General features: G+C 33.5%; 10 protein-coding genes, 1 tRNA gene and 2 pseudogenes. 10 read left to right on the forward strand and 3 right to left on the reverse strand.

Translation table 11 applies throughout. The annotated features are described in order from the left end of the window. Positions 1-282 precede the first annotated feature (282 nt). Together ACFINF_RS02755 and lldD are read left to right on the forward strand one after the other, a co-directional pair. Complete coding sequence (locus ACFINF_RS02755; protein WP_375619577.1) at positions 283-1,371, forward strand: 2'-deoxycytidine 5'-triphosphate deaminase; 1,089 nt, start codon at positions 283-285, stop codon at positions 1,369-1,371. A 1,158-nt stretch (positions 1,372-2,529) separates the two neighbouring features. Further along, positions 2,530-3,681: an FMN-dependent L-lactate dehydrogenase LldD gene (gene lldD / locus ACFINF_RS02760; protein ID WP_375619578.1), complete on the forward strand. Its 1,152-nt coding sequence runs from the start codon at positions 2,530-2,532 to the stop codon at positions 3,679-3,681. Between the two features lie 1,153 nt (positions 3,682-4,834). Here the strand turns inward: lldD and ACFINF_RS02765 are convergent. Beyond that, positions 4,835-4,960: a hypothetical protein gene (locus ACFINF_RS02765; RefSeq protein ID WP_375619579.1), complete on the reverse strand. Its 126-nt coding sequence runs from the start codon at positions 4,958-4,960 to the stop codon at positions 4,835-4,837. Between the two features lie 1,391 nt (positions 4,961-6,351). On the opposite strand from ACFINF_RS02765, the pseudogene ACFINF_RS02770 reads away from it, so the two are divergent. Next, a pseudogene (locus tag ACFINF_RS02770) lies at positions 6,352-6,800 on the forward strand (integrase); the annotation flags it as partial. Between the two features lie 633 nt (positions 6,801-7,433). On the opposite strand, the pseudogene ACFINF_RS02775 reads toward ACFINF_RS02770, so the two are convergent. Further along, positions 7,434-7,651: pseudogene (locus ACFINF_RS02775) on the reverse strand (hypothetical protein). 257 nt (positions 7,652-7,908) lie between these two features. On the opposite strand from ACFINF_RS02775, the gene ACFINF_RS02780 reads away from it, so the two are divergent. Further along, positions 7,909-8,115: a helix-turn-helix transcriptional regulator gene (locus ACFINF_RS02780; RefSeq protein ID WP_375619580.1), complete on the forward strand. Its 207-nt coding sequence runs from the start codon at positions 7,909-7,911 to the stop codon at positions 8,113-8,115. An 85-nt stretch (positions 8,116-8,200) separates the two neighbouring features. On the opposite strand, the gene ACFINF_RS02785 is transcribed toward ACFINF_RS02780, so the two are convergent. Continuing rightward, positions 8,201-8,276: transfer RNA gene (locus ACFINF_RS02785), tRNA-Thr, on the reverse strand. Positions 8,277-8,723: 447 nt separating this feature from the next. Between ACFINF_RS02785 and ACFINF_RS02790 the strand changes: the two genes are divergently transcribed. The 6 genes from ACFINF_RS02790 to ACFINF_RS02815 all read left to right on the forward strand — a co-directional run bounded on the left by ACFINF_RS02790 (position 8,724) and on the right by ACFINF_RS02815 (position 14,134). Then, positions 8,724-8,927, forward strand: coding sequence for a SlyX family protein (locus ACFINF_RS02790; protein WP_375619581.1), 204 nt, complete (start codon positions 8,724-8,726; stop codon positions 8,925-8,927). Between the two features lie 1,072 nt (positions 8,928-9,999). Continuing rightward, positions 10,000-11,427, forward strand: coding sequence for an amino acid permease (locus ACFINF_RS02795; protein WP_375619588.1), 1,428 nt, complete (start codon positions 10,000-10,002; stop codon positions 11,425-11,427). A 40-nt stretch (positions 11,428-11,467) separates the two neighbouring features. Continuing rightward, the gene (locus tag ACFINF_RS02800) at positions 11,468-12,148 is read left to right on the forward strand and encodes an energy-coupling factor ABC transporter ATP-binding protein (RefSeq protein WP_375619582.1); all 681 of its coding nucleotides are present in this window, start codon (positions 11,468-11,470) and stop codon (positions 12,146-12,148) included. Then, on the forward strand, positions 12,145-12,783 hold the full coding sequence (locus ACFINF_RS02805; RefSeq protein WP_375619583.1) for an energy-coupling factor transporter transmembrane component T family protein: 639 nt from the start codon (positions 12,145-12,147) through the stop codon (positions 12,781-12,783). Before ACFINF_RS02800 ends, ACFINF_RS02805 begins: the two co-directional genes overlap by 4 nt. 15 nt (positions 12,784-12,798) lie before the next feature. Next, on the forward strand, positions 12,799-13,368 hold the full coding sequence (locus ACFINF_RS02810) for a biotin transporter BioY (protein WP_375619584.1): 570 nt from the start codon (positions 12,799-12,801) through the stop codon (positions 13,366-13,368). A 220-nt stretch (positions 13,369-13,588) separates the two neighbouring features. Continuing rightward, entirely contained in the window at positions 13,589-14,134 is a 546-nt protein-coding gene (locus ACFINF_RS02815; RefSeq protein WP_375619585.1) for a biotin transporter BioY, read from the forward strand. Positions 14,135-15,239: the final 1,105 nt, after the last annotated feature.

The raw sequence follows: 15,239 nt of genomic DNA on the forward strand, positions 1-15,239 counted from the left end.
TAAATTCTAACAGGAATCTTAAGGCTTCTATAGAAAATTATGATAACATCATTTGCGCGACATTCAAGAATAAGAGAGTATGGAAGGTATTATTTTTACAATACCTCCTATTTTACTTTTAGAGAGAAGAAAAGAGTTCTTCATCATTCGAAGTATTTTATTTTATGTTAACAAATCGGTTGGAAAAAACAGAAAAAATAGTTTTTATCACCTTAAAATAGCTTGCACCAATTTATCATCTAGGTCAAAAAAGAAACAATGTAAAAAGGGAAGGCAATATATATGGCGCGTATAAGCGGTATTTTAGCAGATAGTGATATACAAGCTTTGATTGAGAATAACTTTCTCAAGGCTCAGTATCCATTTGATAGATTTCAAATACAACCAGCAAGCCTTGATCTTCGTTTAGGGGAGAAAGCTTATCGTATACGTGCTTCTTTTATGCCGGGCCCTAATACAAAAGTTTTGGATAAGCTTGAACGGTTAAAGTTGCATGAGTTTGATTTACGAGACGGAGCCGTTTTGGAAACGGGGTGTGTTTATATTGTTCCTCTTTTGGAAAGTTTAGCTTTACCAGAATTTTTATCTGGTGTTGCCAATCCCAAAAGTTCTACAGGCCGATTAGATATTTTTACGCGTGTCATTACGGATAATGCTCAGGAGTTTGATAAAATTTGTGCTGGTTATCATGGTCCACTTTATTTGGAAATTAGTCCACGCACATTTCCAATTTTGGTGCATAAAGGCTCATATTTATCACAGCTTCGGTTTAGAAAAGGGCAAAGTTATTTAAATGAAATTGAGTTGCACACTTTGCAAAAGCAAGAAACACTGATATCGGAGGATCTTCCTAATATTAGCGTTGGTGGTATTGGTCTTTCCATTAATTTAAAGGGAGACGAAAACGGGCTTATAGGTTATCGTGGTAAACATCATACAAGTGTTATTGATATTGATAAACGTGCTGTTGCCCACGTTTTAGATTTTTGGGAACCTCTTTTTGATCGTGGTCAAAGGGAGTTGGTTCTTGATCCTGATGAGTTTTACATTTTAGTTTCACGAGAGTCTGTTCATGTGCCTCCGCTTTATGCAGCAGAAATGACTCCTTTTGATCCTTTAGTTGGTGAGTTTAGGGTGCATTATGCAGGCTTTTTTGATCCAGGATTTGGGCATATGGAAGCGGGTGGAAAAGGAGCAAGAGCGGTTTTAGAAGTGCGGAGCCATGAAGTTCCTTTTATCTTAGAGCATGGTCAAATGATTGGCCGTTTGGTCTATGAGCATATGCTTAATCGACCATCAACCCTTTATGGACATGATGTTGGATCACATTATCAAGCACAGGGTTTAAAGTTGTCTAAGCATTTTAAATGAGTTGGAAACTACGAATTTTGATAACATGTATGCAGAAAGTGTATTTTGGATAAAAGAAAAATTTATTCTTCGCAAAACCGGCGCTATTCATTCTATTTTTAGTTTCCAAAGTTATCGCATCCCTTGCATTTGAGAGGATATGAGAGGCATTTTTACTTCTTTTTTTCAAGAGGTTATATTTATACGAACTTCGTTTATGATGTGCAAAAGAATAGTTTTGATTATTTCATCATGAAAAAATCTAAAATGAACGAATTTTACTATATTTAATATGTTATTCGTACTTATTATTATAATAAATCAATAAGTTACTAAAATTCAATATAACAGTAGCGTATTTGCTTTTAAAGTAAACATGCGAGCTTGAATGCTGCTATTGACTCCATTTTTCTAGAGCTTAAATGACCAGTATGTTTTATTTCGTATAAAAATTATCTTTAAGAGCCAATAAATAAGTTTTGCATTACAGTTTAGTAACAATTTTTTAATAAACATTGTTCTAATTTTAGTAACGCATTTATAGCCTCAAGATATAATATTGCTAGAAAATTATTCAATTCAATATGGAGAGCTTCTATTAGTATGAACATTAAAAATTTTTTATGCTTTATGTGAATTAGGCACTCTATATTTTTATAAACTTTCATGAGTAAGTAACAGGTCTCAATTTTGAGTATTGATATAAGAAGATTTCTGGATGTATGCGACAACTTTATTTCCAGTATTAATAAAGGATTTTTCAACTTTTAGGGGAGATTATGGTTTATAGTTAATGACTATAGGATCTATATTTTTATAACCGATAATGTAAGGACCTTTTGAGGGAAAAACAACTTTAAATTATAACTAATTAAGCTGCGGAGCAATCGCTTTCGAAGAGGTATTCGTTTAAAGAAAGTATAACATTTCAATTGCACATGAACAATATATGAGTGAGTACATTATTAATGATACCCCATACTGTGAGATTTTAAATTTGGATAGGAGAAATAAAGACATTGTTTTTATCAATTAGTTTTTTTAGAAAGTTGCAATCTCTGTTAGTTCTATCTATTCAATAGAGCGTTTTAGGAGAATATCGAATAGGCAGGTACACGGATTCGCTTTTATGCGTTTTAGGATGTCTTCTCTTTTCATTTAGGAAAAATGGTGCCATCAATGATTATTTCTTCAACACTTGATTATCGTAAGGCAGCAAAGCGTCGTCTTCCTCCCTTTCTTTTTCACTATATTGATGGTGGGGCTTATGCTGAAGAAACGATGCGACGTAACTGTACAGATCTTCAAGTTCTTGCACTGCGTCAAAGGATTCTAAGGCAAGTTGGTGAAGTTGATCTTTCAATCAAGCTTTTTGATCAGACACTTGATTTACCGATTGTACTTGCACCTGTTGGGCTAACGGGCATGTATGCACGTCGTGGAGAGGTCAAAGCAGCGCGTGCCGCAGCGGCAAAAGGGATTCCTTTTACTCTATCCTCTGTTTCAGTTTGTCCCATTTCGGAAGTGCAAGAAGCGGTTGGAGGTGCATTTTGGTTTCAACTTTATGTTCTCAAAGATCGCGGTTTCATGCGTGATGCACTAGAACGGGCTTGGTTAGCTGGTGTACGCACGTTGGTTTTTACAGTTGATATGCCAGTTCCTGGTGCACGTTATCGTGATGCGCATTCGGGGATGTCTGGCCCTTATGCTGGATTACGTCGTTTTTTACAAGCGTTTACTCATCCATATTGGGCTTGGAACGTTGGTATTATGGGGCGCCCCCATGACCTTGGAAATGTCTCCACTTATTTCAAAAAGAAAATTGCATTGGATGATTACGTTGGTTGGCTTGGTGCAAATTTTGATCCATCAATTGGTTGGCATGATCTACAATGGATTCGCGATTTTTGGAAAGGAAAAATGATTTTGAAAGGTATTCTTGATCCAGAAGATGCACGAGAAGCAGTAAAATTTGGTGCGGATGGTATTGTTGTTTCTAATCACGGCGGACGTCAGCTTGATGGTGTATTGTCAACAACACGAGTGTTGCCTGCAATTGCGAATGCTGTAAAGGATCATTTGACTATTTTAGCGGATTCAGGTGTTCGTTCTGGTCTTGATGTTGTACGCATGATAGCACAAGGTGCGGATGCTGTTATGATTGGCCGTGCTTTTGTTTATGCGCTTGCAGCAGCAGGTAAGAAAGGTGTTATGCATCTCCTTGATCTTTTTTCCAATGAAATGCGGGTAGCTATGACGCTGACCGGTACTCAGACAATCAAAGATATTACACGCAAGAGTTTAGTAAATATGGATGTTTTTAAGAAATGAAAGCAATATGTTATACTGCTTTCAGAAAAAGAAAGTCTTTTTATAGAGGAGCATAATTATATATTTTACAAATATATTGACCGTTAAAGTTAAATAGAAAAGATCAAAAAGCTCCTCTATAAAATCACAGAAAATACTCAGTAATTACAATAATATTAACGTAAAAATCTTAATAATAATAAACACACAAAAAACACTAATAACATTTCACACATCTTTTACTTACTTTATTAAAAGCCCATTCTACGGATAAAAAGGAACAAGCGCTGATATTAAAGGTAAAACAACTGTTGATATAGAAAAAATAGCTATAAATAATGCTGTGAGCATTTTTCCCTCCTATATATAAAAATATAATATGTTAATTACTTATTTTTCATATTAGCACAAAACGTAAATTTATAAACTTCAATTAATATTATTCTAATATAGAATGATATTAATTATGGTATATAAATAAAATTATTAAAAATGTCAATATGTATTTATTGTAATCTATAATTATAATAAAAAATGGATCTAATAAATAATATTTCTATAATCTATATATTATTTTATATTAAGTTTATTGGATAATATATTATATGGATATGATATTGTTTTTATGGAGTACATTTTTAAGCAATGGAAAAAATATCCATACTATCTTTAAAAAAGCTCGTTTACTGAGAGAAAGACTTCGTAAATTAATGTGCTTTTCTTTCTTACTTTCTTGTATCCTCAATGAGTTATGATGTTTTTAACTGGCGAACATATTAGGAAGCAGTTGAATCTTTTTTGTATAGTATATCATTGTTAACACTGTTTATGCTTTCTCTACTGATTTCATAATTTGTTAAAAAATCCAGTTTGTTTTTATTACAGATGGGGTCATTTGGTATTCCTAATGATACAAATTGGCATAGAATGTTTTGTTTTATAAGCGATTTAACAATTGCATCTCTAGGCTTCTCCATTAATACTATGCTCTTCACAGATAAAAACAGATTGGTGAGATTGGCATAACTCTAGCACAGATATATTATCTCAAAGTTGAATTGTTGGCACACTTGTAAGCGTTGGGATAACTTTATGTTTTTTGAAGCTCTAAAGCAATATCAAGACAAATTTGAACAGGTTCTTCAGTAGCAAGTAAGAGAACATCTTTTCCTTTTTAAACAAGAGTTTTGCTGATATCAATTTTTGAAGCATTTTTATGAATATTCATAACAGCGCGCTTTCCTAAATCTATATAAACGGGTAGAGGATTACTCAGAGTGGAAAAAATTACAGTTTCCATTTGATCCAATTACTCTCATAAGTAATTGGATAATATTTACTTTATCGCTGAATAAAAAAGAAAAGTTTTTCTTTCTTTAAATAGAGGATGTGTTGTCATCTAGCAAATAGGGATAGTTTGCGAGAAATTTGTTCGATGTAAGACAACTTAACATTTCAGTTACTTTTTATCATTTGAAGCTGTGAAAAGAAGGCTAAGATAGATGAAAGAATGTAAAAAATGATGGATACATTTTAAGATAAAAAATTATAGTTCTGTTAATTCCACACCAGTTGCTGCTGATATTGGCAACAAAAGAAATTTGACTAAAAAATTATCAAAATTATTGAGGACATTCCTCATAGCATGTAGACTAAATTTTTTTGTTGGTATGGATGGGGTTTTCTTTGAGAAGAAATTGATTCTATCCCCTGAAATCAGCAATAATCTCTCAGGTGATGTCGTAAACTTTTTGGGGATGTTACAACGCCACTATCGTCCTTTTATGAAAAATGTTAGCATTTCAGATGAGTAGCTGTGAGGAGTTTCAACGTTTATACAGCAAGACCCAGCAACTCTCACGGATTTAGAACGGGCTTCAAGGTTTTTATATTTACAGCGATTAAGTTTTAGAGGGAAGGTAAATCGTACGATGAGAGTTGAAATCCGTCGTAGCGCGTGGGGTTTAAGTCTTTCCAATTTGAAGGCGTGCTAAAACTTATTTGCCTCTGTTTAGCAGGTGTTAGCATTGAACATTTAAACTGGTCTGATTTTATTGTGCGTTATGATCATCTAAAAACATTGTTTTATCTTTCACTACTTTGATTGTGGTTCTGAAGGTTATTCCAGAAAGGATTTTTATAAGCGGGAGGATTATCAGCCGATGTCTAAGCTGTTTGCATAAATAAAAGGGAGGTTTCTTTTGTCTTTAAACAATATGCTAGAAATTCGAAAAACTTTAGTTAACTTCATAAAAGAGATTACACCATCTTAATATAGATTGCTCTTCAAATAATACAATTTCTGGTAAGGAATGGAGCATCACCAATTTTGATTTCTAAAAAAGAAACAATACGCACTAAAGAGTCTTTAACTTTGCAGACTTTTTGAGAATCCTTTCAGAATCTTTTGAAAAAAGTAAACTGATAGAAGATTTGCTATCAAAATATAGAAACTTTTTTAACAAGTTACGAATAAATCTAAAAATATATATTAAATATAAAAAACAGCGTGATATGCTGGCAGACTAGGCTTTGGAAACAAGAATCAAAGTGTATAAAGATGCATAAAGGTAAGATTGGTACAGATCATTTTATGATTCAAGAAAAAATTCTATATCAAAAATTTAAAATGGTTTAAAAGGTGGGCAGGCAATGCATAGAAGGATGAGCGAGAAGGTGAATTAGGTAAGGGTGATTTATAGATTATGAGCATCTTTTGTAAAAGTATCTTCTCAAGGTAAATATTGTGATGAAGTAAGATTGTGGTTGAATGTTCGAAAAGATAATACGCGCTCTTAATTTTTCCGTTATACACATCACAATAAACACCGTGAAAGGCACGGTTCTGTTACAAACTTTCTCTAAAAGCAGCATATGAGTTTGCAAGATATTACAGTGATATTTAAAAAGAAGGTAATGATCCCATTTTATTTCAGGAACAGCTTGTCTTAAAACAGCAAAGCAATATTTTTCAAGAAATTGCGCTGGCGGCTTTTGAAAGTAAAAAAGCAGAGTTGAAAAATGAAGGTAAAAATGGTCGTTGGTTTTCTCCACTAGAGTTGCATGTTATTTTCCACATAGGGAATTTACCTATAGAAAAATTAACAGCCAATATCACTCACAATGTTTTCGCGCCACTTTAGCATGAAAAAGCAGATACAGTGCGAAACTATTTACCTTATCTTCAATATCATTATTACAATTAGAAAGCTGAAATAACGTCATTCACAAATCACATAAAAGCCGTCCATTATTCATTATACAATCCTGTGGATTGCTTTTCTTAAGCATGCCAAACACGAGATATTATTTTTGTTGAAGCCAGAACATTGTGTATCATCAGTTTTTTGAACGACGATAGCAGTGCAATCCATAAAATCTTTTCTCATCTTCTTTGATAGGATAACAAAGATGCCCTTAGAATACATCAATATACTCAATTATTTTATATAAATATAACCTGTTGAATCCTTTAGCTTCAACTCAGACATCTCCGTCACTCTAATTAAATCCAATCGACCACTAGAGTATTTTTATCCTTTAAATTCTTTTACTTTTAATCTGAATATATCCACCTCTTTCAAATCTTTTCATTGATTAATGTTTCAGAGGAATTGTATTTTTATCACTTTATTTTCCGTTTATGTCTCCAACCACATAGACGTTCACCTTGTTCGTTATGTTTTAAAATATCTCTCGCCGAATTTGGATTAATCATATTAATATCTTGTCGATTCAAATAACTTGGCAGCCATCCAATACAAGAAGTTCGTTCATTCGTCGCGCAACCAGTTAGAAAGCTTAGTGCGCTCATCAGCATCATTTTTCTTATTAATTTCATTTTCTACCTCAAGCCGTGTTGTCGCTATCTTGAAAGCTTCCTTTGTTTGCTTTTGCTTCTCAACTTGTTTCCCAAGAAAAAAGACTTTCACTAAAGCTATAAGAAAACTGCTATGATCGCTGACGTCATTGTCAGATATTTTTTTTCCATATGAATAACACTTTCGTCTTTTTCATATGAGGCGTTTGTGGGGCGTTCGGGGACAATGATATTATCTTTGTCTGGTGTTATATTGGTTACGTTTCCAGAAGCGTCTTAAACAAATTAATCAAGCTATTGAAATCTTTTTAGAGGCAATAGCACAAGAGATACAAAAGATTTTAACAAAAGCCGCTTGAAGATATAGGAGGCTTTCTCTTTCTAGCATCCCCGCCTATTTACATAACAAAAAAGAGAAAGGTAATGAGATGATATTTGATGATGGATATAGATATGTAACAACACGTGAGTGTGCACAGCTTTTTAATGTATCCACAACAACGATTCGCAATTGGGTGCTTCAGAGGTTGTTTCCGGAGCCATATAAGCTAGGGAGAGCAGTGAGGTGGAGAAAGAAAGAGATCTTAGCCTTCACTCCAAAGAAAAATAAGAACAAATTAGATAAAATTATATAAACTGTAGAAGGTAGTCCAAAAGGTGGTCTGAAAATGGTTACTTAAATAAAAAATCTATATGTTCTAATATGATAAAAAGAAAATATGGTGCCGCATGCCGGATTCGAACCAGCGACCCCATCATTACGAATGATGTGCTCTACCAACTGAGCTAATGCGGCATAGGTTTGAATGAGACAAAACTAATTTGAGGGTAATAGCTAAAAGTACGTATAAAAGCAAGAATGCATTTTTTCAATAATTTATAAAATATGATAATAATTTGCAGGAGAAGTATGTAAAAGTCAGAGGACAGTATTCTTTGATCGTAATACTATAAATGCTTTCCAATTTACGATAGAACCCAAATTAAGACGCTGGGAATGTAGATCTTTAGGATGGAAAATGGTGTCAAGATAACTTAGTAAAGATAAAAATATTTTTTGATTCTTAAGAAAGAAATTTGTTGAATAAGTGATTAGGAAAATAAAGATCATTATAAACCCTTTATAATGTGCAAATAAGATGAGTAGAATTAGTTGAAAAGTTACTTCTCATTTTTATGGAAGAAAAAGGGGGAGAATCAATAAAATTAATCACGTTTTTTTATTTAAGATGGAGTAAGAATCATGTCGGATGAAGCTCGCCTAATAGAACTAGAAATGAAGCTAGCTTACCAAGAAAAATTCATTGAGGAACTTTCTCGAGAGGTAACTAATCAATGGAAAAGTTTGGATGAGATATCTAAAAAAGTTGATGTTTTAGCGAGGCGATTTTCAGATTTAAAAGAACAGAGTGTTACTGAAGCTGTTGTTTTAGCATTTTCTCAATAGGGAGAAGGTGCTTAAAAATTCTTCTGCTAATAGTCTCTTGGATTTTTTTAGATATAATGGGGTGGATATCACAACGGGAGGAAGTTGCGAAATGTTCTTTATTGCAATTGCGATTATTTACAGATTGGTTTTTATTTAACGCATTTTGTTAGACTTGTAGAATAATTTTTATAAGCTTCTTCATTAATTTCAAGAAGTTCTAATTTTATAAGGAGTACTGATATTAGAAGACGTTTTTTATATGTGATTTCTAGTACTAAAATTAAGAAAAGTTTTTGTAGAGTATAAAGAAGCATCCATAAAAAACTACGAACTTCAATATATTAAGTTTTTTCTGTATAGAGTTTTCTATAGATGGGAGTTAGATTTATTCGCTAATTTTTTTAAATTGATACAAATGAAGTGATGTTATCGTTATCTATATAAATCATAAGTGAGCGCATATATTTATAATAAAGCGTTTTAATCCATTCTGATGATCAAGTGATTTTTAGTTTTTTAATCGAGAGAGGTGCTCTAAGCGATATCGGTTGTGTATAGTACAAAGGGCTCTAGAAGTCTTTTTCAAGATTAAATGTATTCTTCATTATATGTATATGATATTTTGTGAAAAGGTTTTTGTTTTTCGTAATTTAAGATACAAAATACTATTGCTACAGCACCAAAGATAGACCATGCTGGTAAATAAGTGAGAGTAATGCAAATTGAGAACAGAAAATCAGGCATTACCTTGCATAGAGATTGATTAAGGTGATAGACATCTGTTTGCAGAAGGTTTATTAAAATTTTATTAAAGGGGGTTGTCGTCCAATGTGATGTGATTACAGAGTGTGCGTTATCAATGACCAATGCTATAATGGTTAGTGTAACGAAAATGAAGGACATTAATTTAAATAAATAGTGGAGCATATTTTTTCTTAAAACTTCAACGGGGCATATGTATAATGCACAAAAAAATGATGAGTTGCATTATGATAAAAGGGCAGTTTTACGTTTGTTTTGTGTTTTTGAAAAAGCTACCTAATTTTTCGATAAAAGTTGAGGTTAGGCTCAACAAAAGTAATGAGGCATGATGTTTGAAAAAAAACACAATGAATTGAAGCGTAGCCTTCAAAATCGCCATATTCAAATGATTGCTTTGGGTGGCGTTATTGGGACAGGACTTTTTTATGGGTCAACCGAGGCAATTCAATTAGCTGGTCCCTCAGTCATTTTATCTTATCTTGCCGGCGGGCTTATTATGTATTTCATTATGCGAATGCTTGGTGAAATGTCAGTAGAAGAACCGTCTTCAGGAGCGTTTAGTTTTTTTGCTTATAAATATTGGGGGAGATTGGCTGGTTTCATAACAGGTTGGAATTATTGGTTTCTTTATATTCTTGTGAGCATGGCTGAACTTACAGTGATAGGGTTTTACCTTGATCATTGGATTTTGATTGATCATTGGAAGGCATCTTTCATTGTTCTTTTATTTGTTACATTCATTAACTTGTTTAATGTTCGTTTTTACGGAGAATTTGAATTTGCTTGCGCTTTGATCAAAGTGGCTGCTGTTATTGGTATGATTATTTTTGGAATTTTTATCATTGTCACGGGACTAGGGGAAAATCAAGCGAATATTCATTATCTTTGGGACCATGGTGGTTTTTTCCCTTATGGAGCAGTAGGGGTTGTTTTAGCGACTTCTGTAGTAATGTTTTCTTTTGGAGGAACAGAGCTTATTGGTATTGCTGCTGGAGAGGCATCTAATCCACAAAAAACAATTCCAGCGGCTATCCGTCAAGTTATGTGGAGGATTATAATTTTTTATATTGGTTCTATCAGCGTTATTATGATAATCAGCCCTTGGAATATGATTGGAAAAAATGGTAGTCCTTTTGTTACAATTTTCGAGACTATAGGAATTCCTGCTGCTGGTCATATTTTGAATTTTGTGGTGATTATGGCTGCTATTTCTGTTTATAATAGTGGCATTTATTCTAATGGACGTATGCTTTATAGTTTAGCTGTACAAAAAAATGCACCACATATTTTTAGTAAACTGAGTGCTGCTCGTGTTCCTTATATTGCTATCCTTTTTTCATCATTCTGTACGGTGTTGATTGTCGTTGTTAATGCTCTTGTTCCTGATAATAGTTTCATGCGGATCATGGCTCTTGCAACTGCAGCAGCAGTGATTACTTGGGCTATTATTGTTATTGTTCATTTGAAATTTCGCAATGCACATAAGAACAGAAAAGGCAACTTTACTTATGCGTTTGGTTTATATCCTTACGCTAACTATCTTTGTCTCTGCTTTCTTGCTTTATTATTTTGTATTATGTTTATCAGTGGTTTTGGGCAAAATGGATTGATGACTCGACTTTTTGATATGATAGGAATAAGCGTGCCTTTTCTTGAAACATATATTCCTGTACAGATGCCTGATATGAGTTTGGCAGTCATTATTATCCCTCTATGGTGCTTATTATTACTTTTAGGTTATAAACTGAAACGATAGAGAGAGAAGAGCTAATAAAAGGGATTGATTGGAATAAATCTTGGGGACTATAAAATTTGATGAGGTAACACAAGTTTTTGGTGATTTGTGTGTTTTAAGAAATATTACTGTACAGCTTACCGAAAAACGAATTGCTGTTATAGGTGCAAATGGTTCTGGAAAAAGTACATTTGTTCGTCTTATTAATGGACTCCAATTACCATCTCACGGTTTTGTAAGCGTTGATGGGCTTGACACCAAACGCGATGCAAAAGCAGTAAAGCGTAAAGTTGGATTTGTATTTCAGAATCCCGATAATCAGATTGTTTTACCATTAGTTGAAGAGGACTTATCATTTGGTCTCAAAAATTTAAAGCTTGATAAAGATGAAATTAAGGAGCGTGTAGATGAAATTTTACAGCGCTATGAACTTCAAGATTTCAGAAATCACGCTGTCCATTTATTAAGTGGTGGACAAAAACAACTCGTTGCTATTTCCGGTGTAGTTGCAATGAAACCGGACTACATTATTTTTGATGAGCCGACGACATTACTTGATTTGCGAAATAAGCATCGCGTTACGCAAGTGATAGAAGAATTACCACAAACGGCAATAGTTGTATCGCATGATTTGGAGTTTTTGAAAAAGTTTGATAGAGTGCTGGTTTTTGATAAGGGGGAGATAGCAATTGATGATGTACCTTTTGTTGCTATCAAGGAGTATATAAGAAGAATGTCATGATCGGTTTATATATTCCAAGGGATACGTTTATTCATAGGTTAAGTCCTAGAGTTAAGTTATTGTTTCTTGCGGCGTGTGGAACTTTTATAATAATGGTTTCTTCCATAGCGCTTCTTGGGTTGTTTTTGTTGTTGGTCATCTTATTCTATAAAGTTGCCAAGGTCTCTTTCAAAACTGCGATAAAGCAATTTAAATCGATGGGATTGCTTTTAGTCCTTCTATTTGTATTTCAAACTATTTTTAGCGGTTGGCTTACGGGGGTTGAGGTCATATTACGTCTTGTTATCCTCTTTTCTTTATCATCACTTATTTCATTTACAACAAAAGTTTCAGATATGGTGGATGCAATTGAAGTCGGGCTTCAGCCTTTTTGCTGTTTTGGTATAAATCCATCAAAAGTGAGTATGGTTATCTCTATGGCGATCAGGTTTATTCCTCTTTTGAGTGAAAAGTTTAATGAGGTACATGAAGCACAGCAAGCACGGGGACTTAATACTAACATTGTCGCTCTTGCGATACCTTTAATTATACGAACCATAAGAATGGCTTCAGAAGTGGCTGAAGCATTGGAAGCGCGTTCTTATGATTCTGATACTATTGATACAGCATCTCATAATAATCAAAGTTTTTTATAGTGAAAGAAGAATCAAATGAATACAAAAGATTTAGTTTATATTGCTTTATTTGCCGCTATTTATGCTATTTTGGGCCTTTTCCCTTCAATTTATCTTCCTTTTCTTCTAGGGGTACCTATTACAGCTCAATCGATGGGACCGATGCTAGCAGGGTCTATTCTTGGGGCAAAAAGGGGTGCTTTAGCATCACTCCTTTTTCTTGTTCTTGTTGCGATTGGATTACCTCTGTTGCCTGGTGGTCGAGGTGGAATCAGTGTATTTTCAGGGATTGCAAGTGGTTATTTAATAGGTTTTCCATTTGCCGCATTTTTTATTGGTTTAATGGTAGAGTTGTTTTGGAAGCGGTTAAATTTTATAACATTATTTGTGATAAATACTGTTGGTGGCATTGGGATAGTTTATTCTTTTGGTGTTCCATGGACAGCTTATATGACTCAGGTTCCTTTACTGAAGGTTTTAATGGCTTCATCAGTTTTTTTGATAGGCGATTGTTTAAAAGTGTTGATTGCATCCTTTGTTGCACTCGCGATTAAAAGATCTGTTCCTCTCATTCATTCAAAGCATAATAAGAACAAGCTAAAATAAATGTATCACAATAAGTTTACTGAATTTAACCATAGTAATCTATGATGTAATTAAACATTGTAGAATCTAATGTGATCTATATAAGTGATATTATTAAAATAAATTATTATATTATTTTTCTCTATATCTAAGGCATTTAAAGTGTACTTTTATAAATCTGATACTTTTTATTAATTATACAACAATAACGAAAGTTTTTCCATAGTGAAGGAATAATTCAGTGAATACAAAAGATTTAGTTTATATTGCTCTATTTGCCGCTATTTACGCTGTTTTGAGTCTTTTCCCTCCTATTTATCTTCCTTTTTTGCTGGGTGTCCCTATTACAGCTCAGTCTATGGCTCCGATGTTAGCAGGTTCTATAATTGGAGCGAAAAGGGGAGCTTTAGCATCACTTCTTTTCCTTATTCTTATTGCAATTGGGTTACCTCTATTGCCTGGTGGTCGTGGTGGAATTAGTGTGTTTTCAGGAGTTACGAGTGGTTATCTGATTAGTTTTCCATTTGCTGCATTTTTTATTGGTTTAATGGTAGAATTGTTTTGGAAGCGGTTAAATTTTATAACATTATTTGTGATAAATACTGTGGGCGGCATTGGGATAGTTTATTCTTTTGGAATACCATGGGTAGCTTATATGACTCAGGTTCCTTTGCTGACGGTTTTAATAAGTTCATTAGGTTTTTTGGCTGGTGGTTTCTTGAAAGTGCTGATTGCATCCTTTGTAGCGTTGACCATTAAAAAAATCGCTCCTCTCATTCATTCTTAAAAAGGGGTAGTTCTGTACTGAAGAACAATTTTTGCCAAATGTATGTGGATTAAAAAGTACCACGGAATATCATTCTGTTTTATTTACTTTTTATTGGTATTTTTATCTGTATAGCTCTCAAAGGTAGCCATATGAAAGTTGAATATTTCGGCACCAAAATTTATTTTTTGCTTTCAGGAGCAGACCCCTAAATAGTCAATTAATATCATTTTATTCAACATGCTTGTAAGTTTTATTCGATTTGCATATTATATGCATAACGCCTTAGGATTATTTATTATTTTTTATATTTTCAGTTAATTAATCACTAATTTTTAAAGTATTAAATTATATTAATTGTACAAAAACATCGATAATTCAGTGTTCATTTAAAACTCTTGATGTACATAATACCCTTATAAATGTGTTAATATAAGGTATAAAAATAAGATTTGAATGGGATGAAGCTAAAACAAAAAATAATCTTAGAAAGCACCGTGTAAGTTTTGAAATGGCTGCATGTGTTCTTTCGGATCCATTCTCCATAGCTAAACAAAACCGTATTGAAAACGGAGAATATGGTTAGCAAGCTTTAGGACTCATGGATGGTTTTTTATTACTATTCGTAGCGCATACTGTCTATGACGATAAAGATGGCATAGAGGTAATCCGTATTATTTCAGCACGGCGAGCCAACTTGAAAGAAAGGAAACGTTATAAAGAAGAAAGTTCGTTATGAAATTGAGGTAGGTAACTTATCACCTTTGACAGATAAACAGAGAGTTGAAGTTGATAAACTGGCTGTAATGCCGGACAGTACAATTGATCATAGAGATATTTCGTCACTCAATGATGCGTTCTGGAAAAACGCCGTTCTCAATCCATTCTATAAACCAACGAAAACTGTTGCTAACTGTGCGTGTGGATTCAGACATGCTAGCGTGGCTTAAAAGTCAAGGAAAAGCAAAATAAACCTCATTAGCAGAATTTTTTAGACACTAATTCCTCTAACTGTTGGCAAATTTTAAGCCTATTTTACTCTGCCTGCACGGTCATCTCAAGATTGTTGTTGTTGAAGGAGTGATGGAAGATATCACTCTTGATGGGCATAAAGTTGAGAGGAGAC

This window comes from Bartonella sp. TS25HLJMH, from assembly GCF_042193505.1.
GTDB classification, from domain to species: Bacteria; Pseudomonadota; Alphaproteobacteria; order Rhizobiales; family Rhizobiaceae; genus Bartonella; species Bartonella grahamii.